The sequence below is a fragment of the Micromonospora sp. WMMD975 genome (assembly GCF_029581215.1).
Lineage (GTDB): Bacteria > Actinomycetota > Actinomycetes > Mycobacteriales > Micromonosporaceae > Micromonospora.
Map to the genome: position 1 here is coordinate 2,904,430 of NZ_CP120739.1, position 26,553 is coordinate 2,930,982.

General features: G+C 73.1%; 26 protein-coding genes. 13 read left to right on the forward strand and 13 right to left on the reverse strand.

Annotated features, from left to right (window positions below; genetic code table 11):
• Window positions 1-26 precede the first annotated feature (26 nt).
• From O7613_RS12535 to O7613_RS12560, 6 genes are all read left to right on the forward strand, one after another.
• Entirely contained in the window at window positions 27-974 is a 948-nt protein-coding gene (locus O7613_RS12535) for an aldo/keto reductase (RefSeq protein WP_282293977.1), read from the forward strand.
• 33 nt (window positions 975-1,007) lie between these two features.
• Window positions 1,008-2,033: an alcohol dehydrogenase catalytic domain-containing protein gene (locus tag O7613_RS12540; RefSeq protein ID WP_282293978.1), complete on the forward strand. Its 1,026-nt coding sequence runs from the start codon at window positions 1,008-1,010 to the stop codon at window positions 2,031-2,033.
• Entirely contained in the window at window positions 2,030-2,788 is a 759-nt protein-coding gene (locus tag O7613_RS12545) for an SDR family oxidoreductase (protein ID WP_282293979.1), read from the forward strand. The genes O7613_RS12540 and O7613_RS12545 overlap by 4 nt, the downstream gene beginning before the upstream one ends.
• A gap of 58 nt (window positions 2,789-2,846) precedes the next feature.
• A complete protein-coding gene (locus tag O7613_RS12550; protein ID WP_282293982.1) occupies window positions 2,847-3,674 on the forward strand; it encodes a hypothetical protein in 828 nt (275 codons plus the stop codon).
• A gap of 14 nt (window positions 3,675-3,688) precedes the next feature.
• Window positions 3,689-4,165, forward strand: coding sequence for a hypothetical protein (locus O7613_RS12555; protein ID WP_282293984.1), 477 nt, complete (start codon window positions 3,689-3,691; stop codon window positions 4,163-4,165).
• 77 nt (window positions 4,166-4,242) lie between these two features.
• Window positions 4,243-5,448, forward strand: coding sequence for an MFS transporter (locus O7613_RS12560; protein WP_282293986.1), 1,206 nt, complete (start codon window positions 4,243-4,245; stop codon window positions 5,446-5,448).
• Between the two features lie 58 nt (window positions 5,449-5,506).
• On the opposite strand, the gene O7613_RS12565 is transcribed toward O7613_RS12560, so the two are convergent.
• Both O7613_RS12565 and O7613_RS12570 read right to left on the reverse strand, forming a co-directional pair.
• Window positions 5,507-7,684, reverse strand: a complete 2,178-nt coding sequence (locus O7613_RS12565; protein ID WP_282293987.1) for a carbohydrate-binding module family 20 domain-containing protein — start codon at window positions 7,682-7,684, stop codon at window positions 5,507-5,509.
• Window positions 7,685-8,008: 324 nt separating this feature from the next.
• The gene (locus O7613_RS12570) at window positions 8,009-8,791 is read right to left on the reverse strand and encodes a methyltransferase domain-containing protein (protein ID WP_282293990.1); all 783 of its coding nucleotides are present in this window, start codon (window positions 8,789-8,791) and stop codon (window positions 8,009-8,011) included.
• 48 nt (window positions 8,792-8,839) lie between these two features.
• Here O7613_RS12570 and O7613_RS12575 point away from each other — a divergent pair, with 48 nt between their 5' ends.
• Window positions 8,840-9,403, forward strand: coding sequence for a GNAT family N-acetyltransferase (locus tag O7613_RS12575; RefSeq protein ID WP_282293991.1), 564 nt, complete (start codon window positions 8,840-8,842; stop codon window positions 9,401-9,403).
• Between the two features lie 62 nt (window positions 9,404-9,465).
• Here O7613_RS12575 and katG read toward each other — a convergent pair whose 3' ends face one another.
• The 5 genes from katG to O7613_RS12600 all read right to left on the reverse strand — a co-directional run bounded on the left by katG (window position 9,466) and on the right by O7613_RS12600 (window position 15,575).
• Window positions 9,466-11,742, reverse strand: coding sequence for a catalase/peroxidase HPI (gene katG / locus O7613_RS12580; RefSeq protein ID WP_282293992.1), 2,277 nt, complete (start codon window positions 11,740-11,742; stop codon window positions 9,466-9,468).
• Window positions 11,743-11,785: 43 nt separating this feature from the next.
• Window positions 11,786-12,214, reverse strand: coding sequence for a Fur family transcriptional regulator (locus tag O7613_RS12585; protein ID WP_281588494.1), 429 nt, complete (start codon window positions 12,212-12,214; stop codon window positions 11,786-11,788).
• Window positions 12,215-12,333: 119 nt separating this feature from the next.
• Window positions 12,334-13,341: a glycoside hydrolase family 11 protein gene (locus tag O7613_RS12590; RefSeq protein WP_281588492.1), complete on the reverse strand. Its 1,008-nt coding sequence runs from the start codon at window positions 13,339-13,341 to the stop codon at window positions 12,334-12,336.
• Window positions 13,342-13,773: 432 nt separating this feature from the next.
• Window positions 13,774-14,562, reverse strand: a complete 789-nt coding sequence (locus O7613_RS12595; RefSeq protein WP_282293995.1) for an aminoglycoside adenylyltransferase domain-containing protein — start codon at window positions 14,560-14,562, stop codon at window positions 13,774-13,776.
• Between the two features lie 44 nt (window positions 14,563-14,606).
• Window positions 14,607-15,575, reverse strand: a complete 969-nt coding sequence (locus O7613_RS12600) for a PaaX family transcriptional regulator C-terminal domain-containing protein (RefSeq protein ID WP_282293997.1) — start codon at window positions 15,573-15,575, stop codon at window positions 14,607-14,609.
• A 187-nt stretch (window positions 15,576-15,762) separates the two neighbouring features.
• Between O7613_RS12600 and O7613_RS12605 the strand changes: the two genes are divergently transcribed.
• Window positions 15,763-17,133, forward strand: a complete 1,371-nt coding sequence (locus O7613_RS12605; protein ID WP_282293999.1) for a PHB depolymerase family esterase — start codon at window positions 15,763-15,765, stop codon at window positions 17,131-17,133.
• Between the two features lie 94 nt (window positions 17,134-17,227).
• Here the strand turns inward: O7613_RS12605 and O7613_RS12610 are convergent, their stop codons facing one another.
• Window positions 17,228-18,205, reverse strand: coding sequence for an aldo/keto reductase (locus tag O7613_RS12610; RefSeq protein WP_282294001.1), 978 nt, complete (start codon window positions 18,203-18,205; stop codon window positions 17,228-17,230).
• A gap of 177 nt (window positions 18,206-18,382) precedes the next feature.
• Here O7613_RS12610 and O7613_RS12615 point away from each other — a divergent pair, with 177 nt between their 5' ends.
• Window positions 18,383-19,180: a helix-turn-helix transcriptional regulator gene (locus O7613_RS12615; RefSeq protein ID WP_281588484.1), complete on the forward strand. Its 798-nt coding sequence runs from the start codon at window positions 18,383-18,385 to the stop codon at window positions 19,178-19,180.
• On the forward strand, window positions 19,177-19,368 hold the full coding sequence (locus O7613_RS12620) for a DUF397 domain-containing protein (RefSeq protein WP_282294528.1): 192 nt from the start codon (window positions 19,177-19,179) through the stop codon (window positions 19,366-19,368). Before O7613_RS12615 ends, O7613_RS12620 begins: the two co-directional genes overlap by 4 nt.
• Before the next feature lie 152 nt (window positions 19,369-19,520).
• Here the strand turns inward: O7613_RS12620 and O7613_RS12625 are convergent, their stop codons facing one another.
• The 5 genes from O7613_RS12625 to O7613_RS12645 all read right to left on the reverse strand — a co-directional run bounded on the left by O7613_RS12625 (window position 19,521) and on the right by O7613_RS12645 (window position 22,752).
• A complete protein-coding gene (locus tag O7613_RS12625; RefSeq protein WP_281588482.1) occupies window positions 19,521-20,000 on the reverse strand; it encodes a hypothetical protein in 480 nt (159 codons plus the stop codon).
• A gap of 348 nt (window positions 20,001-20,348) precedes the next feature.
• The gene (locus tag O7613_RS12630; RefSeq protein ID WP_281588480.1) at window positions 20,349-20,696 is read right to left on the reverse strand and encodes a DUF202 domain-containing protein; all 348 of its coding nucleotides are present in this window, start codon (window positions 20,694-20,696) and stop codon (window positions 20,349-20,351) included.
• A gap of 98 nt (window positions 20,697-20,794) precedes the next feature.
• Window positions 20,795-21,166: a DUF202 domain-containing protein gene (locus tag O7613_RS12635; RefSeq protein ID WP_281588478.1), complete on the reverse strand. Its 372-nt coding sequence runs from the start codon at window positions 21,164-21,166 to the stop codon at window positions 20,795-20,797.
• Entirely contained in the window at window positions 21,160-21,885 is a 726-nt protein-coding gene (locus O7613_RS12640) for a sulfite exporter TauE/SafE family protein (RefSeq protein WP_281588477.1), read from the reverse strand. Before O7613_RS12640 ends, O7613_RS12635 begins: the two co-directional genes overlap by 7 nt.
• Window positions 21,886-22,752, reverse strand: a complete 867-nt coding sequence (locus O7613_RS12645) for a hypothetical protein (protein WP_282294003.1) — start codon at window positions 22,750-22,752, stop codon at window positions 21,886-21,888.
• A 121-nt stretch (window positions 22,753-22,873) separates the two neighbouring features.
• Between O7613_RS12645 and O7613_RS12650 the strand changes: the two genes are divergently transcribed.
• From O7613_RS12650 to O7613_RS12660, 3 genes are all read left to right on the forward strand, one after another.
• Complete coding sequence (locus O7613_RS12650) at window positions 22,874-23,656, forward strand: DeoR/GlpR family DNA-binding transcription regulator (RefSeq protein ID WP_281588473.1); 783 nt, start codon at window positions 22,874-22,876, stop codon at window positions 23,654-23,656.
• A gap of 281 nt (window positions 23,657-23,937) precedes the next feature.
• Complete coding sequence (locus tag O7613_RS12655; RefSeq protein ID WP_281588471.1) at window positions 23,938-25,104, forward strand: mandelate racemase/muconate lactonizing enzyme family protein; 1,167 nt, start codon at window positions 23,938-23,940, stop codon at window positions 25,102-25,104.
• Window positions 25,101-26,552: an aldehyde dehydrogenase family protein gene (locus tag O7613_RS12660; RefSeq protein ID WP_282294004.1), complete on the forward strand. Its 1,452-nt coding sequence runs from the start codon at window positions 25,101-25,103 to the stop codon at window positions 26,550-26,552. The genes O7613_RS12655 and O7613_RS12660 overlap by 4 nt, the downstream gene beginning before the upstream one ends.
• Window position 26,553: the final 1 nt, after the last annotated feature.

Here is a 26,553-nt window from a genome sequence, read left to right on the forward strand (position 1 = left end):
TCGTGGCCGAAGGGAGCGTGATCGGCGTGCGGTACCGCCCCCTCGGCCGGACCGGCCTGGACGTGTCGATGCTCGGCTACGGCGCCTCGCCCCTCGGCGGGGTCTACGGCCGGATCGACGAGCGGGACGGCATCCGCGCCGTCCGTACCGCCCTCGACCTGGGCGTGAACATCATCGACGTCTCGCCCTACTACGGCGCCACGGTCGCCGAGACGGTGCTCGGCCGGGCGCTGCGCGGCGTCGACCGGTCCGGCTACGTCCTGGCCACGAAGGTCGGCCGGTACGGCGACGCGGCGTTCGACTTCTCCGCCGCGCGCGTCACGGCGAGCGTGGAGGAGAGCCTGGGCCGGCTCGGCACCGACCACCTCGACCTGATCCAGTGCCACGACATCGAGTTCGGCGACCTCCACCAGATCATCGCCGAGACGCTGCCCGCGCTGGAGAAGCTGCGCGAGGCGGGGAAGGTCCGTTTCCTCGGCGTCACCGGCTATCCGCTGGCCGCGCTCACCCGGGTCGCCGCGGCGACGCCGGTGGACACCGTGCTGTCCTACTGCCGCTACACGCTGCTGGACCGCGCGCTCGCCGACAGCGCGCCCGGGTTCGCCGCCCTCGGCACGGCGGTGATGAACGCGTCGCCGCTGGCCATGGGGCTGCTCTCGCAGCGGGGCGCGCCCGACTGGCACCCGGCGCCACCACCGGTGCGGCGGGCCGCCGCGACGGCGGCCGAACTCTGCGCCCGCCGGGGCGTCGACATCGCCCAGGTGGCGCTGAGCTTCGCCGCCGCGCCGTCGGCGTTCGCCACCACCTTCGTCGGGACCGCGAGCGCCGGGAACATGGCTCGCAACGTGCGCTGGGCGCTCACCGAGACCGACCCCGACCTGCTCGGCGAGATCGAGGCGGTGCTGGCCCCGGTGCTCGGCTACGCCTGGACCAGCGGTCGGGACGAGAACAACCCGGCCACCGGAAGGGCGTGACGTGCGACGACCAGGCGACATCGAGGAGGCGGCGTGAACCGCAGCGCACACTACGTCGGCGAGCGGAGCTTCGTCGTCGAGGACACCGAGTCGGTGCCGCCCGGCCCCGGCCAGGTGCGCATCGCGGTCGCGTACACCGGGATCTGCGGCACCGACCTGCACATCGCGCACGGCGCGATGGACCAGCGGGTCCGCCCGCCGGCGGTGCTCGGCCACGAGATGTCCGGCCGGATCGCTGAGCTCGGGCCGGGCGTGGACGCGTACCGGGTGGGCGACCCGGTGACCGTGATGCCGCTGGACTGGTGCGGGCAGTGCCCGGCGTGCCGCGCCGGCCACCCCCACGTCTGCCACCGGCTCACCTTCGTCGGCGTCGACTCGGCCGGCGCGATGCAGCGCTCCTGGACGGTCCCGGAGCGCATCGTGGTGCCGCTGCCGGCGGACCTGTCCCTGCCGCGGGCCGCGCTCGTGGAGCCGACCGCGGTGGCCGTGCACGACGTCCGCCGCTCCCGTCTCGCCGCCGGCGAGCACGCGGTCGTCATCGGCGCCGGGCCGGTGGGGCTGCTCATCGGCGTGGTCGCCCGGAACACCGGCGCCACGGTGACGGTCCTGGAGATCGACCCGGACCGGCGTGCGCTCGCCGCCGACCTCGGGCTCACCACGCTGGACCCGGCGGCGGTCGACGTGCCGGAGGCGATCCGGGAGGCGACCGGCGGCGCGGGCGCCGACGTGGTGTTCGAGGTGTCCGGCTCGGCCAGCGGGGTACGCCTCGCCACCGACCTGCTGGCGGTACGCGGACGCCTGGTGGTGGTGGCGATCCATCCCACTCCGCGGCAGGTGGACCTGCACCGGGTCTTCTGGCGGGAGCTGGAGCTGATCGGTGTGCGGGTGTACGAGCCGGACGACTACGCCGAGGCGGTCCGCCTGGTGCACGGCGGCCGGGTGCCCGCCGACCGGCTCATCTCCCGGATCGTGCCGCTGGACGAGGTGTCGCGGGCGTTCGAGGCGCTTGCGGCCGGCGGCGACGTGAAGGTGCTCGTCGACTGTGGAGGGGACGCGTGAACCCGTTCGATCTCAGCGGCCGGGTGGCGGTCGTCACCGGCTGCCGGCGGGGCATCGGCCTGGCCATGGCGGAGGCTCTGGCCGCGGCCGGCGCCGACGTGGTCGGGGTGAGCGCCGCCCTGGAGAAGACCGGCAGCGAGGTGGCGGAGCGGGTGGCGGCGCACGGGCGGGAGTTCGTGCCCCGCCGCGCCGACCTGTCCGACCGGGCCGCCGTGCGTGAGCTGGCCGAATGGCTGCTCGCGCGCGGCCCGGTCGACATCCTGGTCAACAACGCCGGCACGATCCGCCGCGCGCCGGCCGCCGAGCACTCCGACGACGACTGGGACCACGTGCTGGAGGTCGACCTGTCCGCGCCGTTCGTGCTGGCCCGGGAGGTCGGCCGGGCCATGGTCCGACGTGGCTCCGGCAAAATCATCTTCACCGCGTCGATGCTCAGCTTCCAGGGCGGCGTGACCGTGCCGGGTTACGCCGCGGCGAAGTCCGGCATCGCCGGGCTGACCCGGGCGCTGGCGAACGAGTGGGCGCCGCACGGCGTGAACGTCAACGCGATCGCACCCGGCTACATCGCCACGGACAACACCCGCGCGCTGCGCGAGCAGCCGGAACGCAACCGGGCGATCCTGGACCGGATCCCGGCCGGACGCTGGGGGCGACCCGACGACCTCGGCGGCGTCACCGTCTTCCTCGCCTCCGACGCGGCGGCCTACGTGCATGGCGCGGTGATCCCGGTCGACGGCGCCTGGCTGGCCCGCTGACCGCGGCCCGCGGTGGCCGGGACCGCTGCGGTGGCGGCGCGGCGGTAGCGTGTCGCCCGTGAGCGGGGCATGGGTACGCGAGACGCCGGGATCCGGCCGACGAAGGCTGGGTGCCGTCGCGGTGACCGTCGCGCTGGCGCTTCTCGGGTGCGGTGGGCACCGCGGCGCCGGCCAGGAGAGGGACGACGCGTGGATGTCGGACGCCGCGCGGAACACCGACCCGGCGACGGACGCGGCGGAGCGTCTCAACCAGTCGCTCGGGCACCGTGACCGGATCCGGGACGCCGCGTCGATCGCCGCCACCGAGGTCGTGACGGACGTCGCGACGCCGCCGCCGGGCGCCGACCCGGCCGTCCGGCAGGAGGCCCTGGCCTGGTCGGGTCGCGTCTACGCGGACGAACTGGCGACCATCGACGTCCGGTTCGTGTCCCTCGGGGAAGGGCCGACGGCCCGGCCCGGCGAGAGCAGCCAACCCGCCGGCCGGACCACCCGCTGCTACCGCTACGAGCTGCGGCTCTACCGCTACACCACCTACCGGGAGATCGACTGCCCGCCCGGGGCCGCTCCCCCGCCGCCGAGCGCCGCGCCGGTGCCGGCGCTGCCGGCGGACGGACGCAAGCGGCTCACGACGGTGCTGCGCGCCGCCACCCCCGCGACGCTCGCGGGCGCGGTGCGGGCGGCGTTCCCGCAGGAGTGGATCACCGTGGACACGGTCACCCACGAGGGCGCGCTCGTCGCCGCCGTGGGCGTACCGCCGGAACGGCAGTGCCTCCTGCTGGTCCGCACGCCGGCTGGCAAGATCGAGGAGCCCGGGTACGACCGGATCTGGTTGGAGCCCGGCGAGACGGGCTGCAAGACCGGCCTGTACGTCGCCCCACCGCGCTGACTGTCACGGTGGCGGTGACGGATCTGTCCCTCCTGTCCGAGATCGGGGTCGCCCGCGCCCGGCTGGACGAGCGGGAGCTGGAGCTGATCGACCGGGCCCGGCACGACGGCGTCACCTGGGCGGAGATCGCCGGCGCGCTGGGGTTGAGCAGCCGGCAGGCCGCCGAGCAGCGCCGGCAACGGCTCGTGGCGGCCCGGCGCGCGCGGCTGGGGCGACTCGACCGGGCCTGGTCGACAGAGGTGGTGGCGCTGCGGGTCGCCGTGACCGACCTCGGCCGGTGGATCGGGGCGGACCGGGCGTGGGACGGCCGCTTCCGCCGGGCGGCGCTGGTGCGTCGTACCTGCGCGTCGGCCCTGGACGCCGCGCCGGGACCGTTGTTCGCGCTGGCCGCGTACCTCGTCGGGGACCTGGCCGGGGTCGGACCGCGACTGCCGGCGCCGGCCCGCGAGGCCGCCGGACGGATCGCCGCCGCGCTGTCAACGAGAGATTGACATACGCCAGCAGTATTGCGTCGATTCCACTCAGGATTTGAGGATGTGAGTCTTCCCCGCTCAACTCCGGAGGGCTCATGCGCCGCAACGCCGTGCTGTTCGTGGCCATCTCGGTGCTCTCCGGGCTGGGCGGCAGCGCCATGGCGCTCGTCGCCGGCATCTGGGTGCTCGACCTCACCGGCTCGACCGGCCTGGCCGCGCTCGCCGGGCTCTGCGTCTACGCCCCGGTGCTCGCCGGTCCCTGGCTCGGCGGGCTGCTCGACCGGGCGCCCCGGCGACCGCTCGTCGTCGCCGTCAACCTGGCGCTGGCCGCCGCCCTGCTCAGCCTGCTCGCGGTGCGCGGGCCGGGCCAGACCTGGCTGATCTTCGCGGTCACGCTCGCCTACGGCGTCAGCTACGTGGTGATCGACGCCGGCGAGACGGCGTTGCTGCCGGCGGCGCTGCCCCCGGCGCGACTCGCCGACGTCAACGGCTGGCGCTCCAGCGCCCAGGAGGGCATGAAGCTGGTCGCGCCGCTGGCCGGGGCGGGCCTCTACGCCTGGCGGGGCGGGCACCCGGTCGCCGTGCTCAGCGCCGCCGTGCCGCTGTTGGTCGCCGTGCTCTACGGCGCGCTGCGGCTGCGGACCACCGACGCGGCCCCGGCCGACCGGCCCGCGGCGGGCGACCCGGCGCCGGCCCGTCCGCCCGGCCTCCGGGTCGGGCTCGCCGTCCTCCTCCGCCGGCGCGCGGTGCGCGTACCCGTGGCGTTGGCGGCGGTGTCGATCGCGATGTCCGGCTTCACCACCGCGGCGCTCTACGCCGTGGTGACCGAGGAGCTGGCATTGCCGTCCACGTTCCTCGGCGTGCTGGCCAGCGCGCAGGGCGCCGGTTCGGTGCTGGCCGGGCTGGTCGTCGGCCGGCTGGTCCGCCACCGGGGCGCGTCCGCCGTCGGCGTGACCGGCGCGGCGCTGTTCGCCGCCGGCTGCCTGGGCCGTTGCCTGCCCTGGTGGCCGGCCACGGTGGCCGCCTCGGTGGTGATCGGGGTCGGCCTGCCGTGGACGCTCGTCGCCGCCGTCACCGCGGTACAGACGCACACGCCGCCGGAGCTGCTCGGACGGGTGTCCGGCACCGCGAACACGGCGATGTTCGGGCCGATCACGCTGGCCATCCCACTCGGTTCGGTGGCCGTGCACGCCGGCGGCCGACCCCCGTTCGTCGCCGCCGCCGCGGTGTGCCTGGCCGCCGCGCTGGTCGCGGTCGTCGGACGGCCGGTGGCCCGGCTCCGGACGCGTGCGGGGGCATGACCTCGGGGTACGACGCAGCCCGCCCTCGACGAAGGAGGACGGGCCGCGCCGTCGGCCGCTACCGCCAGGTGTCGGTGTTGGCGCGGGTGCCGCCGGCCGGGGTGGTGAAGGTCCGGTTCGCGCCGGACTCCCAGGTCACCGTGCCGTCCGGGTTCTTCTTCACGTACTTGTACGCGACCGCGGTGTTCGGCGGCAGGTCGACGGTGGCCCGCCAGACCGGGTAGGTGGCCGGGGAGAGCGCGACCGCGTTCGCCGGGTTCCACCCGCCCAACGCCGCGACGTCACCGACCACGAACACGTTCTGGCCGTACGTGGTGGTCGCGGTGACCGCGAACGAGGTGGCCACCGCCGTGGAGACGGTGTCGCCACGGAACGTCCCGGTCACCGCGTACGTGCCGGCGGCCGGCGTGGTGAAGCTCCGGTTCGCGCCGGACTCCCAGGTCACCGCCCCGGCCGTGCTGATCTTGACGAGCTTGTACTCCACGGCCGTCGACCGGGGCAGGTCGACCGTGGCACGGTACGCGCCGCCGCCCTGCGCGGCGAGCTTGACGCCGTTGGCCGGCGTCCACGAGCCCAGCTCGGCGACGCTGCCGACGACGTACACGTCCTGGCCCGCGGCCGGGGACGCGCTCACGGTGAACGTGGTGGCGACCCGGTCGGTGGGGTTGCCGGTCGGGCTGGTCGTCGGCGACGCGGTCGGCGACGGACCGGTGCCAGGCCGCGCGTTGACGTGGACCGCGACGGCGTTGTTGGCCGGGATGGTCACGGTCGCCCGGCCACCGGAGACGGTGATCGTGCCGCCGGTGCAGCCACCGGCGGTGGCGCTGCCGGAGACGACGTCACAGTAGCTGCCGTCGGCGAGACCCGTGGTGAACGTGGCGGTGGCGGCGGAACCGGAGTCGTTGATGCCGATCCAGGCCCGGTCGCCGCGGTGGAAGCCGATCACGTTGCTGTTCACGGTGGTGAAGTCCGAGACCGTCTTCACCTGCCGCGCCGCGTTGGCCCAGCCGACCATGCCCTTGATGCCGGCGCTGCGGGTCAGGCAGTTCCACGCGGCGCCGCAGACCGTGTCGGTGACCCGCCCGGTGCCGTCGCTCGGCGGGGACTGGTTCCGGTTCGACCAGGTGAAGCTGTCGTAGACCGACGGCTTGCCGTGCGGGTAGGCGAGCGCGAAGTAGTTGGCGAGCACGTAGTCGGCGCCGTTCTGGTACGACAACACCACCCCGTCGCGCTCCAGGTCGTGGTTGGTGACCATGGCGAAGACGTTGGCGCTCGGCGCGTCGAGGTTCCAGTTCGGCACGTTCGCCAGCGTGGAGATGGAGCCGAGGAACGCCGAGCGGATGCCCTTGGCGTACCCGAAGTCGAGCACGTCGCCGTTGCCGACGTACGCCCGGGCCTGCAACGCCGGGTTGCTCGCGCCGTCGAAGATCTCCTGGGCGACGTACGGGCGGCGGCCCTCCGCGACGGTGTTGCTCAGCTTGCCGAGGATCGCCGCGAAGTCGTCCTTCTTGACGTGCTTGACCGCGTCCACCCGGAACCCGTCGACCCCGAGGCCGATCAGGTCGTTCAGGTAGCCGGCGATCTTGGTGCGGACCGCCTCCTTCTCGGTGTAGAGGTCGGACAGGGAGAGCAGCTCACAGCTGGTCACCTGGGCTTCGTTGTTCCAGTCGCTGATCCCGCCGCCGGTCGGGCAGTTGTCCCCCGGTCGGTGGAAGTCCCCGCTGCCGTAGGGCACCGCCGGGTAGCTGTAGCCGGAGAACTCGGTGCCGGCGTAGCCGCGCGTGCCGGCCGGGTTGTTGGTGCCGGCCATGTGGTTGACCACCGCGTCGACGTAGACCCGGACGCCGGCGGCGTGGCAGGCGGTGACCATGGCGGCGAACTGCTGCCGGTTGCCGAACCGGCTGTCCAGCTTGTACGACACCGGCTGGTACACCTCGTACCAGGGGTGCACGCCGTCGGGGCTGTTCGGCAGGCTCACCGACTCCTGCGGCGGGGCCACCTGCACCGCGCCGTACCCGGCGGGGCCGAGGTGGTCGGTGCAGGCGGCGGCGATCGACGTCCAGTTCCATTCCCAGAGGTTGGCGGTCACCTCGCTGTCGTTGAGGACGGTGGCGGCGCGGGCGGGGGTGGCGGTGGTGGCGGCGGCGACGACGGCCGTGCCGCCGGCCGCGACGAGCGCGGCGGCGAGCAGCAGACGACCGGCGCGGCCACGGGGGTGTGGCCTGACGGATTCCATGACAGGGGGACCTCTTCCGGTGCTCGAAAGGGCTCACAGGGGGAAGGACGGCCGTCCAGGTGCGACCACGATGCGGCATCCATGAAAGTCTTTGCAATACCTTGCGGCAAACTTTTTGAAACTTGCAAGCAACACCCGCGCCCGCCTTCCCCGCACTCTTTCCGTGAATCTGCACGGAGGTCAGCCGAAGAAGGGGGTGATCATGAAGTTGACGCCGCCTACGGAGATCAACGCCGCCGTCAACCTCATGATCGCTCCCCGGCGGCCACCACACCCACCGGTGCGGCGTTCGTGCCGTTCGCGGCATCGGCGGCGGGCCGTCAGTCAGGTGACCGTCGCGGCGGTCAGGAAGAACGTCACCGCGTAGGTGAACCGGCGCGCAGCGACGGCATCGTCGAACTGGTCTTCGAACGCGCGGGCGTCGGCCGGGTCGAGTGCTCCGCGTCGCGCGGCTGTGGCGGCCCAGCTGCGGAGGCCGAGCACGTTGTCGACGGCGGTCGGGTTCCGCACCACCAACGTCCGGGGCTCCACGGTGACGTCGACCAGGCCGTGCGCGGCCAGAAGGCCGGCATGCTGGTGAGCCAGCGCGCCGTTGCGCAGGAGGACGTCGGCCCGGAACCTCAGCACGCGCCGCGCCAACCCCTGGTCGGCGATGTCGAGCGCCTGGGTGTCGTAGTCCGGGTCGGCGAGGACGACACGGCCACCCGGGCGGACGACCCGGACGAGTTCCCGGATCGCGGCGTGGGGATCGGCGAGGTGTTGCAGCGTGCGGTCGGCCCATGCCCCGTCGCAGGAGTCGTCGGTGAACGGCAGGTGATGGGCGTCGGCGACGGCGCACCGGGGCAGACCGCGCGCCCGCATGGCGGCGGCCATGGTCCACGCGTGATCGACGGCCACCACGCTGACGTCGTATTCGTCCGTCAGGGAGGCCGCGCCTGCCCCGGTGCCGGCGCCGACGTCGAGGTAACGACCACCGGGCAAGGGGTCGAGCAGCTCCCGGACCCGCCGCTGGTACGACCGGTAGAAGGGCTCCTCGCCGAGACGGTCGAGCACGCCGACCCAGGCGTCCGGGGTCGGTTGACGGTCGACGTCGGTGAACCCGTGCATGCGCGAAAGCCTATTGGCTGCCGGACGCGCTTCCCGCATGATCGACTCGTGGACACCTACCTGGAGACCGAGCGCCTGGTCCTGCGCCGTTTCACCGCCGACGACGCGGAGCTGCTGATCGAGCTGGACAGCGACCCGGCGGTGATGCGCTACCTGACCGGCGGCACACCGACCGCGCCGGAGATCATCCGCGAGCGCTATCTCCCGAACATCCTCGCCGGTTACGAGAGATGGGGCGGCGACCTCGGGTTGTTCGCCGCGCACGAGAAGGACGGCGGCGCGTTCATCGGCTGGTTCATCCTGCGTCCCGCGCCGCAGGGCCCGCTGGACGAGGTCGAACTCGGCTATCGGCTGCGGCAGGCGGCCTGGGGCAACGGCTACGCCACCGAGGGCTCGCGGGCGCTGCTGGGCACGGCGTTCACGAAGCTCGGCATACGCATGGTCTGGGCGGAGACGATGGCGGTGAACCACGGTTCGCGCCACGTCATGGAGAAGCTCGGCATGACGCTCGTGGGCACCCTCCCCACTCCCCCGGACCTGGAAATGATCGAGGGCGCCGAGCACGGGGACGTACGGTACGAGATCACCAAGGAGCGGTGGGAGCGGCAGTAGCCGGACGAGCCCCGATCGGTCCGTGACGGATCGACCGGGGCTCGTCGGGTGGAACAGGCGGATCAGGACCTGTCGAACCGGTCCAGCTCCATCACCTTGGTCCAGGCGGCGACGAAGTCGGTCACGAACTTCTCCCGCGCGTCGTCGCTGGCGTAGACCTCGGCCAGCGCCCGGAGCTGGGAGTTCGAGCCGAAGATGAGGTCGACCGCGGTGGCGGTCCACTTCACCGTGTCGGTGGCCAGGTCGCGGACCTCGTACACGTGCTCCTCGGACTCCGACGCCTTCCACCGGGTGCCCGGGGAGAGCAGGTTGGTGAAGAAGTCGTTCGTGAGCACGCCGGGCCGGTCGGTGAGCACGCCGTGCGCCGCGCCGTCGACGTTGTTGCCGAGGGCGCGCAGGCCACCGACGAGGACGGTCATCTCCGGCGCGGTCAGGCTGAGCATGTACGCCCGGTCGACGAGCAGCACCTCCGGCTCGGTCTTCTCGCCCGGCCGCAGGTAGTTGCGGAACCCGTCGGCGCGCGGCTCCATCACCCGGAACGACTCGACGTCGGTCTGCTCCTGGGTGGCATCGGTGCGCCCCGGGTGGAACGGCACCGTCACCTCGACCCCGGCGTCCCGCGCCGCCTTCTCGACCGCGGCCGAGCCGGCCAGCACGATCAGGTCGGCCAGCGAGATCCGGGCGCCGCCGGCGGCGTTGAACTCCCGCTGGATGCCCTCCAGGGCCGCCAGCACGGTGGCGAGCTGCTCGGGCTGGTTGACCTCCCAGTTACGCTGCGGCTCCAGCCGGATCCGCGCGCCGTTCGCGCCGCCGCGCTTGTCGGTCGAGCGGTAGCTCGCGGCCGAGGCCCAGGCGGTGGAGACGAGCTGGGCGGTGGTGAGGCCGGAGTCGAGGACCTTCGCCTTGAGCGCGGCGACGTCGGCGTCACCGACGAGCTCGTGGTCGGCGGCCGGGACCGGGTCCTGCCAGAGCTGCGCCTCCGGCACCCACGGGCCGAGGAAGCGGCTGACCGGACCCATGTCGCGGTGCAAAAGCTTGTACCACGCCTTGGCGAACGCCAGCGCGAACTCGTCCGGGTTCTCCAGGAAACGACGCGAGATCTTCTCGTACGCCGGGTCGACGCGCAGCGACAGGTCGGTCGTCAGCATCGTCGGCCGGTGCTTCTTGGCCGGGTCGTGCGCGTCCGGGATGATCGCCTCGGCGTCCTTGGCGACCCACTGCTTGGCCCCGCCCGGGCTGGTGGTGAGCTCCCACTCGTAGCCGAAGAGGATCTCGAAGAAGCGGTTGCTCCACTGCGTCGGCCGGTCGGTCCAGGTCACCTCGAGGCCGCTGGTGATCGTGTCACCGCCCTTGCCGGTGCCGTGCGTGCTCAGCCAGCCGAGGCCCTGCGCCTCCAGCGGGGCGCCCTCGGGCTCCGGGCCGACGTGGTCGTCGGCGACGCCGGCGCCGTGGGTCTTGCCGAACGTGTGGCCACCGGCGATGAGGGCGACGGTCTCCTCGTCGTTCATCGCCATCCGGCGGAAGGTCTCCCGGATGAAGTGCGCCGCCGCGAGCGGGTCCGCGTTGCCGCGGGGGCCCTCCGGGTTGACGTAGATGAGGCCCATCTCGGTCGCGCCGACGCCGGCGGTCATCTCCTTGTCGGAGGCGTAGCGCTCGTCGCCGAGCCAGGTGTCCTCCGGGCCCCAGAAGATCTCCTCGGGCTCCCAGACGTCCTCGCGGCCGAAGCCGAAGCCGAAGGTCTTGAAGCCCATCGACTCCAGCGCGACGTTGCCGGCCAGTACCAGCAGGTCGGCCCAGGAGATCTTCTGGCCGTACTTCTGCTTGACCGGCCAGAGCAGCCGGCGGGCCTTGTCCAGGTTGGCGTTGTCCGGCCAACTGTTCAGCGGGGCGAACCGCTGGCCGCCGTCACCGGCGCCACCGCGGCCGTCCTCGATGCGGTAGGTGCCCGCCGCGTGCCAGCTCATCCGGATCATCAGCCCGCCGTAGTGGCCGAAGTCGGCCGGCCACCACTCCTGCGAGGTGGTGAGCACCTGGGTGATGTCGCGCTTGAGCGCCTCGACGTCGAGCTTGGCGAACTCCCGGGCGTAGCTGAACTCCGGCCCCAGCGGGTTGCCCTTGGACGAGTGGGCGTGCAGCACCGACAGGTCGAGCTGGTTGGGCCACCAGTCCCGGTTGGTGCGCGGGCGGCCACCGGTCTTCGGGGTCGGCGAGTCGATCGCCGGGTTCTCGCTCTCGCTGCCCTGGGCGGTCACGGAGTCGTGCGCGACCGGGCAGCCGGCCGCCTCCTTGGCGTCCACGCCCTGGGCGCTGACGGGCCCGTTGTCCTGGGTGTCGCTCATCTGTTTCCTTCCGAACTGGCGGATCACTGGCCGAACTGGCTGATCACTTGGTGGTGCGGTCGGTCGCGCAGTCGGGGCAGGTGCCCCAGTAGACGACTTCCGCCTCGTCGACCACGAACCCGTGGTCGTCGGCGGCGGTGAGGCAGGGGGCATGACCGACGGCGCACTCGACGTCGGCGATCGTGCCGCACGAGCGGCACACGATGTGGTGGTGGTTGTCCCCCACCCGCGACTCGTAGCGGGCGACGGCGCCGGCGGGCTGGATGCGGCGCACCAGCCCGGCGTCGGTGAGCGCCCGGAGCACGTCGTAGACCGCCTGGTGGGAGACCGTGGGCTGGTCCGCCCGGACCAGTGCGATCACGGTGTCGGTGTCGACGTGCGGATGGTCCCGCAGGGCGGCGAGCACCGCCAGGCGAGGCCGGGTCACGCGCAACGAGACCGCCCGCAACTGGGTCTCGAAGTCGGACGTCATGCCACGACCTTAGTCCAGTCTTCTGGAATCAATCAAGTTTCGGCCCGGGTGTGTCGGCCGGCACACGCGACGGTGGGGGCGCCGCTGTCGCGGCGCCCCCACCCGGGCGAAAGGTCGGCTCAGCTGGCCGAACAGGTCGCCGTCGGCGTGTTGCTGTTGCCGTTCTTGTAGAGCGTGATGCCGAAATTGTTGCCGTTGCCGTTCGGACGTGCCGTGAGCGTGCCGCTGTTGCCGCTGATCGACGCGTTCCAGCTGTTCTGCAGGCTCTGCCCGCCCTGGGTCTGGATCCGCACCGTCCAGTTGCTGCTGCCGCTGACCGAGAACGTCGTGTTGAACCGGTCACCCCACTCCTCGGCCCGGTTCACGCTGACCGTGCAGCCGCCACCGTTGTTCGGCGGCGGGGTGGTCGGGTTCGAGCCGCCGGTGCCGTCCACCGTGACGTTGGAGTTTCCGCTGCTCTGGTAGCCCTCGGTGGCCAGAATCTGGTAGTCGTGGTTGCCGAGGTTCATGCCGAGCCGGGACCAGGCGCTGAAGTGGTTGCCCGCGGAGATGGTGCCGCCGACCCGCTTCGACTGTCGGACGCTCCAGTACTGGTAGAAGGTCTTGTTGTCGCCCTCGATCGACGGCGCGTTGACCCGCTGGGTGCGGTAGATGTCGTACGTGCCGCCGTCCGAGCTGACCGAGCCCATGTAGCCGCTGCCCGGCGGGCGCCAGCTGCCCCAGCTGTCGACGATGTAGTACTCGACCAGGGGGTTGTGGGTCCAGCCGTACAACGTGAGGTAGGCGTTGCCGGACGGGTTGAAGCTACCGGAGTACGTGACGTTGCGCGCGGTGCCGGGATTCCAGCCCTTGCCGGCCACGAAGTTGTTGATGCCGCTCCACTGGGTGCTGTACTGACCGCCGTTCCCCATGGTCATGGAGACGTTGCCACTGTCCTTCCAGAAGGAGAAGAAGTAGCCGTTGTTGGTGCCGGTCTGGTTCGACGTGACGGTCGTGTCGGCGTAGGCCGGACTGGACAGGACCGCCGTCGTGCCGGCGGCGGCGAGCGCCACGGCGCAGGCGCCGCCGAGGAGCATCCTGAGGCGTCCGCGCCTGCGGCTGCCCGAGCGGACGGGGGCGTCGTTCATGGGCGTGTTACCTCCCTGTGGTGGCGGGGCGCGGCCGGCGGGTGGCAGCACCACGACCGGCCGACGAACCTCGATCGCCATCGAGGCGAGTCGATGGCCACAGTATTGGAGACGTCGTTCATTGTGTCAACAACTTCCGGAAACATCATGGAAACCGATGACCGCGGCAGAGGGGCCATGGAGACGGCATAGGTGCTGGCAGACGGTCAGGTGAAGCGCTTCGACACCGCACGTCCGGTGGGCCCTGACGGAGATCAGGTACCGAAACTTTCGGAGACTTTCCGGTCCAGAAGATCGGGACCGGGGCCTTCGGTCGCCTGCCGCTCCGGCCGCCGCGCTCACCGCGGGTCAGCCCGCCTGACCGGGCCGCGCCGGCCGGCGTGCGGGGACGCGAAGCCCGCGGACGCCGGCCCACGTTCGGTACCCGGCTGATCAGCGAACACGGTCTCGAATGTCGGGTTCTCCGGCCAGGACGGCGGCGCTCACCTCGCGCACGAACGCGGGCACGTCGCCGGCCCGGCCCGGATCACTGTCCAGCCCGGATTCGTACCACCAGTCGCGCGCCCAGCCGATGAGGCCCGCCCAGTGCGGGAACGCGGCGGCGGTCGGTTCGGCGGCCTGCCGCTTGGACAACTGCCGACCGCACCGGAGGCGCTGGTAGGCACGGCACAGGGTGAGCACCGCGTAGGACTGCGCGCCGACGCCGGTCATCTCGACCACCCAGTCCGGCCAGTCGCGCACGTGGTCGAGCAGGGCCGCGCGGACGCGACCGGGATCGATCTCCGGCAGCAACGCGTCGGCCGCCGGGCCGAGCAGCGTACGGCCATGCTCCCGCACCGATGACCAGGTGACCACGCGATGGCTGGTGGCGGGCAGCAGGTGCAGCAGTTCGCCGGGACTGACCCGGGCGATGACGTGCTGCCGGTCGGCCTGCCCGCGAGCGGCGTCGCGGACCGCCGCCACCGAGACGTACTCCACCTCGATCCGGCCGGCCCACTCCGGATGCCGGCGGTCCAGGTCGGCGTGCAGCACGGCGAGCACGCCGAGGAGCGGCTCGTCCGGGTCGCGGTCGAGCACCGCCAGCAGGTCGAGGTCGCTGCGCCCCGGGGCGAAGTCGCCGCCCACGAGCGACCCGTGCAGGTAGAGACCGGCCAGCCGGTCGGAGAGCTCGTGCGCCCAGGCGGTACGGAGGTCGGTCAGAACGGGTTCTGGCGAGATCACTTCGCCATCCTGCCCGACGCCGGAGCGACGGGACCCCGCGCTCGTCACCCCGGCGGTGCGGCGCACGGGTTCGCGCGTACCCCGGCAAGCAGGTCGGCGGTGGTGTGCGCCCGGACCTCCGGCGACGCGCCGCCGGCGTGCCCCGCGACGACGTCCCGGACGTGCCGCTCGGCGGGTTCGGCCAGGCCGTCGTAGACGGCCGCGAACAGGTCCCGGGCCGCCTGCCGGGGCCAGCCGGCCGGCAGCAGCTCCAGCGGCAGTTGCGGGTCGAGCGTGGGGAACCGCCGGTAGGTGTCCATCACCTCGGTGCGCGCCCGCACCGCCGCCGCGCCGTCGACCGACCCGGTCCGGGACGCCAACGGGGTCCACCGGCGCAGGAACTCCTCGTACTGCCGGCTGATGGCGGTGATGTCCCAGGCTTCGATCGGCGGGCGTCCGCCGGCCGCGTCCAGCTCCGCGTGCCGACCCCGGAACACCGTGACCGCGCCCAGGGTGAGCTGGGCCAGCCGCGCACGCGCCGCCCGGGTCAACTCGTGCGGCGAGATCCACAGCCCGTCGTACAGCGGCGCGTAGCCGAGCCAGCGGAGCTGGCCGCGCAGCGCCCGCCGCTGCGCGCTGTGATCCTGCGGCAGCGAGAAGGCGACGATCGTCCAGCACCCGTCCCACGGCGCCGCGGGCGAGGTGGAGTCGAGGATCCAGTGCCCGCCGGCGGAGAGGTTCGCGGCGACGGATTGGCTGAGCCGGTAGGAGCTGTTGCGGCCCGCCCGGCTGCGCTCCAGCACGCCGCGGCGGGCCAGCCGGCTGATCGCGGTCCGGGCGCCGGCGCTGCTCACCCCGGCCTCCGCGAGCAGTGCCACGATCGCCGCGGACGGAAGAGCCGCCCGGGTACGCAGGGTGTAGTCCGCCATCAGCGTCACCGCGACGCCCTGCGGCGCGGTGCCGGACTGCCTCCGGGGCAGCCGCACCGACGGCTCGTCCGGGTAGATCTCCTCGATGTCGAACGCGCTGGCCACGGGCGCTCCGGACTCGGCTCGGGGATGGGACCTCGACTGTAGACGGATCACGCCGGTGTCATGCACATCGTGATACGTCGATTGACACTTCGCGGACCGGCGAGAACACTATGTGCTACCCGACGCGGAGCCGGGCAGGGCGCACCACCGACGACCCCAACCTGCACAGGTGATCGAAGGAGTCTCCGTGAAAATCAGAGGGAAGATGCTGCTCGCGCTGGCCGCCACGCTGGCGGGCGCCGGCCTGGTCATCCCGGCCATGCAACCCGCGTACGCGGCGTCGCTGACCGAGGTGACCAGCTTCGGCGACAACCCGGGGCGGATGCGCATGCACGTCTACGTCCCGGACAACCGGCCGGCGCGACCGGCGACCGTGGTGGCCATGCACGGCTGCGGCGGCTCCGGACCGGGCTTCTACTCCGGCAGCGAGTTCGCCTCGCTCGCCGACCGGTACGGGTACATCGTGATCTACCCCAGCGCGACCCAGCAGGCCGGCTTCGGCAACTGCTTCGACACCTGGTCCGACGCCGCCAAGCGCCGCGGCGGCGGCAGCGACCCGGTGTCGATCGTCTCGATGGTCCGCTATGTCCAGCAGCAGTACGGCGCCGACCCGGACCGGGTCTACGCCACCGGCAGTTCGTCCGGCGGCATGATGACCAACCACATGCTGGCGCTCTACCCGGACGTGTTCAAGGCCGGCGCGGCATTCATGGGCGTGCCCTACAACTGCTTCGCGAACGCGGCGGACTACCCGCCGGGCAGCAGCCAGTGCACCGGCGGCAACATGAACCGGACCCCGCAGCAGTGGGGCGACGCGGTCCGCGCGGCGTACCCCGGCTACTCGGGGCCCCGCCCCCGGGTGCAGCTCTGGCACGGCACCGCCGACACCCTCGTGCCGTACTCGCTGCTCCAGGAGACCATCGAGCAGTGGACGAACGTGTTCGGCCTCAGCCAGACGCCCACCTCCACCGACACGCCGCAGGCCAACTGGAACCGGCGGCGCTACGCCGACGCCAACGGCACCGTCCAGGTCGAGGCGTACAGCGTCCAGGGCGCCGGGCACAGCCTGCCGTCCGGCGGCATGGCGGCGGTCGCCATCGCGTTCTTCGGCCTGACCGGCACGAACCCCACCACGTCGCCGACCGTCTCGCCCAGCCCGACCGTCTCGCCCAGCCCCACCACCTCGCCGAGCCCGACCACCTCGCCGACGCCGCCCCCGACCACGCCGCCGCCGGGCTCCGGCGCCTGCCGGGTGAGCGTCGACCTGAACGCCTGGAACACCGGGCTGACGGAGAACATCACCATCACCAACACCGGATCCGCCGCGGTGAACGGCTGGTCGCTGGGGTTCACGCTGCCCGGTGGACAGAACATCACCTCGGGCTGGAACGCGTCGTACTCCCCCAGCTCCGGCCAGGTGACGGCGCGCAACGTCAGCTACAACGGCACCATCCCGGCGAACGGATCGACCACGATCGGATTCCAGGCCACCCACACCGGTAACACCGGCCGCCCGAGTTCCTTCACCCTCAACGGCGCCACCTGCACCCTCGCCTGACCCCGTCCCGCTGATTCCCGGAAAGAGTGGCTGTCCAGGCTCGGACAGCCACTCTTTCCGGGAATCCGGCAATGGCGCGCGGGGGCACGGGGTGTCAGGGCAGTGGGGCGCCGCGGGCGGTAACCCAGAGGTCGTACCAGTCCTCGCGGGTCAGTTCCGGGTCGCGGCGGGCCGCGTCCCGGCAGGCGCGGATGCGGTCCGGGTCCGCGGTGCCGATCACCGGCGCCACCCGCGCCGGATGCCGCTGGATCCACCACAGGACGATCGCCTCCGGCGTGGTGCCCTTGGCGCCGGCGAGCGCGGCGACCCTCTCGGCGGTCTCCCGGTCGGCCGGGGTACGCCCGGCGCCGGTGAAGCGCCCGCGCGCCAGCGGACTCCATGCCTGGACGCCGATCCGGTGCGTCCGGCAGTGCTCCAGGGTGCCGAGCGGGAACCCGGTGCCGGTGGACTCGGCGGTGTTCACCAGGACGCCGGCCTCGACCCAGTCGCGGCGGGCGAGGCTCATCTCCAACTGGTCGACGACCAGCGGCAGGTCGAGCGACGCCTGGAGGTGGGCGATCTGCGCCGCCGCCATGTTCGACACGCCGAACTGCCGCACCAGGCCCTGCCGGTGCAGCGAGGTCAGCGCCTCGGCCACCTCGTCCGGGTCGGCCAGCGGATCCGGCCGGTGCAGCAGCAGCACGTCGAGCACGTCGGTGCGCAGCCGGGCCAGGCTCCGTTCGACGCTGTGCACGATGTGCGTGCCGCGCAGGTCGTAGCGGCCCGGCCCGTCCTCGCCGGCCAGGCGGATGCCGCACTTCGTCTGGATCACGACGCGCGAGCGGAGTTCCGGCGCGCGGGCGAGCACCTCACCGAAGACCGCCTCGGCCTTGCCGTTGCGGTAGATGTCCGCGTGGTCGAACGCGGTGACGCCGATCTCCAGGGCGGCCTCGACGGCCGCCTGGGCCGCCGCGATCTCCGGCGCGCCGTACGGTTCGTCGTCCCACCCGCCGCCCAGCCCCATGCAGCCATAGATCAGTCGGTGGTCGCGGATGTCGGCACCCGCGGGGAAAACGTGCTGGTCGTCGGCCATGCGTCGTGGATAGCACAGGGCGGTCCCGCACCAAGATCTCGGGGACACGATCCACGACGGCTCGCCTCGATGACATTTGGTAATTGTTCGACTACCGTGGATCAACGCCCGGTGCGTCCGTACGGGTCAGGACCGGCGGCATCGGGGCAGTCGGGCCGGGCGGAGATCGGGGAGACGATGGGGAACGCGACGAACTATGTGATCGGCGAGCTGCGCCTGTTCCGGGCGTCGGTCGAGATGAGCCAGGAGGAATTCGCCCGGAAGATCGACTACTCGGGGTCGCACGTCAGCGGGGTGGAGACCGCCGGACGCGCCCCGACCAAGGAATACATGCGGACGATCGACGAGCGGTTCGGCACCGGCGGCCGGTTCGAGCGGATGCTGCGCGCGCTGGGGTCGCTCGACGCCGATCCGGCGTGGCTGCGGGAGTGGATCGTGTTCGAGCGGGAGGCGACCACGCTGCGCTGGTTCGAGCTGGCCTACCTGCCGGGCCTGTTCCAGACCGAGCGGTACGCCCGCGCGACGCTTGCCGGCGGCCGGTTCACCCCGGAGGAGTGCGACCGCATCGTGACGAGCCGTCTCGGTCGGCAGGCGGTCCTGACCGGGCCGCATCCGCCGCAGCTCATCGCCGTCATCGACGAGTCGGTGCTGCGCCGGCCGGTGCTCGACGCCCCAGGGCTGATGGCCGAGCAGTTCGACCGGCTGGTGGAACTGGCCGTGCTGGAACACGTCCAGGTGCACGTGGTGCCGGTCGACGCCGGCATGTACCTGGGCCTGGCCGGGCAGTTCATCATCGCGGAGCTGCCCGACGGGAGCCGGGTGGTTCATGCGGACAACCAGCTCACCGCGCAGATCGTCGAGGCGCCGGCCGACGTTGCTAGGCTCGCGAAGACGTGGGAGATCGTGCGGAACGAGGCACTCCCCCGCCGGCAGTCCCTCAAGCTGATCAAGGAAGTGGCGAAGTCATGGAACTGACCACCCCTCAGTGGCGGAAGTCGACCCGGTCCGGCGGCAACGGTGGCTCCTGCGTCGAGGTCGCCGACAACCTGCCGGGCGTCGTGCTGGTCCGCGACACCAAGGACCGCGACGGCGGCACCCTGCACGTCGACGCCGCGTCCTGGCGGTCCTTCGTGGACCTGGCCAAGCGGCTCGGCCCCGCCTGACCCGTCCGCGTCGATGCCCTCCGGCGTCACACCGGAGGGCATCCTTGCCGTCGGGTCGGCACCGACCACATCGACCTCCCGACCCGGCCGGAGCAGCGCTCGCGCAGACCTACGCCGTGGTCACCGCGCCGGCTCGGGCGGCTTCGGGTCGGTCAGGTGGAGGTGAGGCCGCCCGAAATCAGCCCGACCACTCCGCAGCAGAGCGGCACCATGACGGCCAGCGCGACGAGCGCGACGGTGTAGTTCGACCAGAGGCCGAAGCGGGTCACGTCGGTGCCGTAGCCGTCGTGCACCCGGTTGCGCCACGCGCCGAAACGGAACGACAGGTGATGCGCCGCCCCCGGCTGGGCCACCAGCGACGTGGTGACGATCGGGATGCCCATGAAGTCGGTGTACCGGACGTCGTGCGGGCCGGGCGGGACCGCGATGTGCCAGGTGCCCTCGCCGGGGATCGGCACCGCCAGCTTGTCGACCTTGAAGCGGCTGGTCGTCGGCACCGGGATCGCGTACGGCCCCCGGTTCACCGAGACGACGAGCACCGCGTGGCCCGGCGGCGGCGTGATCGGTTGCGGGTAGGCGGTCAGTGGGGCGGCCGGCATCGGCTGGTACGGCTGTGCGGGTAGGTAGGACACGGCTGCCGATTCTGGCACGTCCGCGCACCCCACGACCGATCAGTGGTCGGTCGGAACCTTGAGCGCGGGCCCGGTGCGTTCGTCGGTGGGGGGTCGGGAACCCACCGCGCGTGCACCGGATTGCCGACCTCCCGCCCGGGGCCAGCGCCGTGGCCGCATTCCCGCGCCGCAGACACCCATGACGTTCCACCCACCCTCCGATCAACCCACGAGTGGAACGCCACGGGTGCATCAGGCCGCCCAAGACACCCATGACGTTCCACCCACCCTCCGCGCAGCCCGCGAGCTGGTGACGCCGGTCGGCGTGGCCGGTGGCCGTCCATCGGGACGCGGACTGTCCGGCTCCGGTCAGGGTGAGCCGACGAGGACGGCGAGCGCGACGCCGAGCCCTCCGACGAGAGTGGCGACCGTCACCGCTGCCAGCCAGCGGGCGGGTGTACGGGCGGCGTCCGGGGCCGCCGGCAGGTCGGTGACGGGGTGGCGGCGGCGCAGCGCCACCGCCGCGGCGACGACGATCGCGGTCGCGCCCGTGACGGCGGCCAGGAAGAGCCACCCGCCGCGGTGCGGCAGCAGGAGCCGGCCGGCCACGGCCGCCGCCACGACGAACGCAGCCGCGGTACGCCGCCAGGCCAGCACCGTCCGTTCCACCTGGAGCCCCCGGTCGGTGGGCGCGTTGGCCGCGGGGCCGGACGACACAGGGCCGGACGACGCACGGCCGGACGACGCACGGCCGGACGACGCACGGCCGGACGACGCACGGCCGGACGAGACGGGTGGCGGGAGGCCGGGTCGGGTCACAGCACGAGCCCGAGGAGAACCAGGACGCCGACGAGCAGGAGACCGGCGCCGAGCGGCACCGCCATCACCGGTGGCGGCAACCCGCTCCCCCGCCGCAGGGCCAGCTCGGTGCGGAGCCACCCCAACCACGCCTGGGCCGGGGCGGCGGCACCCAGCACGATCAGCGTGATCGCGGCGGCCCGGCGCAGCCCGGGCACCATCGGCAGGTGCACCGCCTCCAGTGCCACGCCGGCCGCGAACAGTGCGAGGGAGGTGCGGATCCAGGCCAGGAACGTGCGTTCGTTGGCCAGGCTGAAGCGGGGGTCCGGGTCGCTGCCCTGCCCGAAGACGCGGTGCGGCCAGCGGGTCGCCGGTGATCGTCTCACCACGCTGCCACCCCCTTGCCGATCGCGATGACGCTGCCGGCGAGAGCCAGGGCCAGCATCCAGCGTCGGGCCGCCCGCTCCGGCAGCCAGCGTCCCAGCCAATGCCCGCCGCCGATGCCCACGGCCATGGCCGCCCCGCAGGCCAGCAGCATCCGCCAGGACAGGGTCGGTGGGCCCTTCGCGGCCAGCGACAGCACGTTGGTGACCAGCCCGACCAGTTGCACGGTCGGGACGAAGCTGCGGTGTTCCCAGTCGGTGGTTGCGGCGTACACGGCCAGGGGCGGTCCGCCCGTGCCGGCGGTGGTGTTGAAGAAGCCGGACGCGAAGCCGGACGCCACCGCCCCGCCCCGGTTCCGCAGGAACGGCATGCTCTGGCCCAGCGCCACCCAGCCCACGGAGCCGGCGGTGATCAGGCCGATGCCGACGAGCAGGACCGGACCGGGGAGTTCCCGCACCACCCAGACGCCGAGCGGCAGGGCCAGGATCACTCCGGCGATCATCTGGAGGGCGAGGCGACGGCGCAGCGCCCGGGCGGTCACGCAGAGCACGATCAGGTTGATCACCGCGGAGAGCAGGTTGGCCAGGGTCACCCCGGAGAACGGCCCGAGGATGACGACCAGGAACGGCGCGGCGACCAGGGCGAAGCCGAGACCTGTCGCGCGCTGCATGGCGGCGCCGACCGCGACGGCGCCGACGGCGAGCAGGTCACCGACGGGCAGCATCTAGCGCGACACGGCGTCGTCGACCACGTCGGCCAGGCGGCGCAGCCGGTCCACGGAGATCGTCCGGAGGTCGTCGGCCATGGTGGGGCTGCCGACCACGGAGGCCCAGACGGCCCGGCCGGCGAGGAAGCCCGAGGCCCCGGCCCGGCAGGCGAGGCGCACCGCGTCGGGGAAGACCTCGGCGGGTACGCCGGAGGACAGCACCACCCAGGGGCTGCTGATCGCGGACGTGAGCGCCGCGCAGCCGGCGGTGATCTCGTCCGGGGTGCCCTTGCCGTGCGTGGGCACCTCCGACTTGTAGAGGTCGGCGCCGAGGTCGCCCAATTCGCGGGCGGCGGCGAAGATGCCCGCCTCGTGGTCGTAGGCGCCGCCGTCGCGCGGGCCACGGGACACGGGTTCGACGATGCTCACCAGGCCGGCCTCGCGGCAGCGGGCGACGAAGTCGGTGACCAGGGCGACGCGGGGCTCCGGCGCCTCGTCGGGCCGGTAGAGCACGAGCAGCTTGAGGGCCTTCGCGCCCTCCTCGCGGACGGTCGCGGGGTCGACCTCGGGGTCGATGGTCACGTCGGCCACGAACTCGGTGGCGCTGGGCGTGAACGCGTCGGCCGCCGCGATCAGGGCGCAGCCAGGGTCGACGGCGTCGTTCGCGACGACCGCGTCCCAGCCGAACTGCTTGTCGACGAGGAGCGCCGACGCGTAGGGGCTGAGGGCGCGCGCGGCGTCGACCTTGAACGCGGTGAGCTGCGCGTCGGACACCGGCTCGTCCTGGTGAGCGGCGAACATGGCCCGCAGCGCCTCGCGCTGGTCGACGGCGAGCATGGCGTAGCCGCCGGACGGGCGGGCGAGGATCGAGGGGTCGACGGTCACGGTTCCTCCAGGGGACGGCCGCGACGCCGCCGGGGGTCGGCGACGTCGAGTCGGCTGAATCAACGGTTGTTCGAAAAATAACATCCGTTGGTAGTCGAAGAACAGGGGCTACACTACCGCCGTGTCCCTGGAAGCCATGCGCTACGACGGCGCCCCGCAGCGTCGGACGCACATCATGGCGGCGCTGCGCCGCGCCGGCTTCCTCTCCGTCGCCGACCTCAGCGCACAGCTCGGCGTCTCCCAGATGACCGTCCGCCGTGACCTGCGGCGACTCGCCGACGGTGGCGAGGTCCTGCTGGTGCACGGCGGGGTCAGCCTGCCGCCGGGCGGCGCCGTGGGCCAGGGGTACGCCTCCCGCGCGCTCAGCCACGCCGGCGCCAAGCGGGCGATCGGCGCCGCGGCGGCCCGCCTGGTCCAGCCGGGCGACACGATCGGCGTCGACAGCGGCACCACCGCGGCCGAGGTGGCGCACGCGCTCCCCGAGGACTTCGACGGCTGCGTGCTCACCCACTCCGTGCCGGTCCTCGCCCACATGCTGTCCCGGCCCAGGTCACGGGTGATCGGCATCGGCGGGGAGCTGCTGCACGACAACCAGGCGATGGTCGGTTTCGCCGCGCTCGACCTGGTCCGGCGGATGCGCGTGCGCCTGCTGTTCCTCGGCGCGAGCGCGATCGACGAGCGGGGCGCGTACGTGCGCTCGGAGGTCGAGTTGAGCGCCAAGCACGCCCTGATGGACATCGCCGACGAGGTCGTGCTGCTGGCCGACACCAGCAAGCTGACGGCCACCGCGCCGGTCCAGGTGTGCGGGTTCGACCGGATCGACACACTCGTGGTGGACGGTCCGCTGCCCGAGCCGGTGGCCACCGCGGCCCGGCGCACCGGCACCCGCGTCCTCACCGCCTGACCTACCGTCCCGCCGCGGCCAGCGGCAACGCCGCATCCTGAGCACCACCATCGGCCCGGTCTGGGACACCGCCAGCAGCGAGCTGCGGCGCAGCGGCGCCACCAGCAGCGCCACCGGCAGCAGCGTCACGCCCCGTCGAGGATCACCCGGAAGCGCCCACCCCGGCACGGATCTCCCCCGGCGGGCCGCCGGCCGGCGAATTCTTTGTTTCCGGCTCTTGACGTTCCGGTCACGCACGTTCAACACTGCATGCAGTTAACGTCGAACGTGAGAGAAGGCACATGGACCTCGATGTCAACCCCGCAGTCGGGCGGAGCCGCGCCGTCGCGCTGCCCGACGCCGCGGTGGTGGACGTGCGGTGCCGCGTCTTCCGGGCGCGTCCCGCCGAGCGGATCGCCATGTCGTTCGCGCCGCTCACCCACCGCGTGATGGTCCTGGTCGAGGTCGAACTCGCCGACGGCTCGGTCGGCGTCGGCGAGAGCTGGGCGAACTACCCGTCCTGGGCGTGGCGCGAGCGGGACGCCACGATCCGCCACGGCATCGCGCCACTGATGACCGGCCACCGCTTCCCCGACCCGGCCACCGCCCAGCGGGCGCTGCTCGCCCGGCTGGTGCCGCTGGGCCGCCAGTGGGGCGCGCCCGGCCCGGTCCACCAGGCGGTCAGCGGCGTCGACATGGCGCTGTGGGACCTCGCCGCCCGCCACGCCGGCACCAGCCTGGCCCGGCTGCTCAGCGCGAGCCCCCGCACCGAGCTGCCCGTGTACGGCTCCAGCCTCGGGCCCACGGGCGTCGCCGAGGTGGCCCACAGGTGCGCCGCGCTCGGACTCACCGCCGTCAAGGTCAAGGTCGGCTTCGGCGCGGACACCGACCTGACGAACGTCGGCGCCGCCCGCCGGATCCTCGGTGACCGGGTCCAGATCTTCGCCGACGCCAACCAGGCGTGGACGCTCCCGGACGCGCTGGAGATGGTCCGCGCGCTCGCCGACCTCGGCGTCGCCTGGGTCGAGGAGCCCCTCGCCGGCGACCGCCCCGCCGACCTGGCCGAGCTGCGGCAGCGCACCGGCATGCCGTTGGCCACCGGCGAGAACCTCTACGGCGCGGCGGCGTTCACGCCGTACCTGGAGGCGGTCGACATCGTGCAGCCCGACCTCGGCAAGGTCGGCGGCGTCACCGAGTATCTCGACGTGCTGACCGCGGCGGAGGCCGCCGGACGGACCGTCAACCCGCACCTCTACAACGGCGCCGTCGCCACCGCCACCACCGTCCAGGCCGGCGCGATCTCCCCCGCCACCCGGCTCATCGAGTGGGACATCCGCTCGAACCCGCTGCGTCGGGCCGCCGACGACCTGCTCACCGACCACGGCACGGTCCGCGTGCCGGACGGGCCCGGCTTCGGCATCGCACTCGACACGCACCCGCTCGACGCCTACGAGGAGCAGCTACCGTGACCGACCCCATCGTCAACGACGTGCTCGCCGCCGCCACCGCCGTCCGGGTGGCCGACCGGACGGCCGACGGGCCACGCCTCGCCGTCCTCGACCCGGCCACCGGCCAGGCGTACACCGAGGTCACCACCGGGTCCGGCGCGGACGCGAGCGCCGCGCTCGACGTCGCGCGGCGGGCCCTGCCGGCCTGGGCGGGCACCCCGCCCCAGGCCCGGTCGGCGGCGCTGCGGGCGATCGCCGCGGACGTGGAGACGCTGGCCGCCGAGCGCGAGTGGCCCGCGCTGATCACCCGGGAGACCGGCAAGCGGCTCGCCGAGTCCACCGCCGAGCTGGGGCTGACCGTCGCCTACTTCCGGATCATGGCCGACCTGCTGGACCGGCAGGAGACCGAGCGCCTGTCCGTCGTACCCGGGATCGCGCACCGGGTGACCGCCCGGCCGGCCGGCGTCGCCGCGGTGCTCACCCCCTGGAACTTCCCCGTCTCCATCCCGGCCCGCAAGATCGCGCCGGCGCTCGCCGCCGGGTGTCCGGTGCTCTTCAAGCCCTCCGAGCTGAGCCCGCTGTCGTCGGTGGTGCTGGCCTCGGTCGTGGAACGGCACGTGCCCGCCGGCGTGCTGTCCACCGTGCTCGGCGCCCCGGGTGACGTGGTCGACCCGTGGCTCGCGGACCCGGCCGTCGGGGTGGTGTCCTTCACCGGGTCGACCCGGGTGGGTCGGCTGGTGGCCGCCGCCGCGGCGCCGCGCTTCCTGCGCACCGTGATGGAGCTGGGCGGCTGCGCGCCGTTCCTGGTGCTGCCGGACGCGGACCCGCAGGCCGCCGCGCAGACGCTGCTGGTCGCGAAGTACCGCAACAACGGCCAGTCCTGCATCGCCGCCAACCAGGTCCTGGTGGCCCGCGAGGTGGCGGCCGAGTTCACCGAGGCGTTCGTCGCGGCCACCGGGAAGATGGTCGTCGGCGACCCCACCGACCCGGCCACCGACCTCGGTCCCCTGGCCCCGGCCGGCGACCCGGCCCGGATGGCCGCGCTCGTCGACGAGGCGGTCGCGAAGGGCGCGCGCCGGATCAGCGGCGGCGCGCTCCCCGACCGGGGGCACTTCGCCCCGGCGACCGTGCTGCTGGACGCGCCGGTGCACGCCCGGGTGATGACCGACGAGATCTTCGGGCCGATCGCGCCCGTCCACGTCTACGACGACCTCGACGACGCGCTGGCCCTGCACCGGGCCACCGGGTACGGCCTGGCCGGTTACGTCTGCGGCACCGACCTCGACCGGGCCCACGCAGTGGCCGAGCGGCTGCGCGCCGGGATCGTGGGCATCAACACCGGCACCCCGAACACGCCGTGGATCCCGTTCGGCGGGGTGGCCGACTCGGGGCTCGGCTACGAGGGCGGTCGCCCCGGCCTGGAGGCGTTCCAGACCTTCCTGTCCGTCGGCGCGAAGGCGCAGGTGTGAC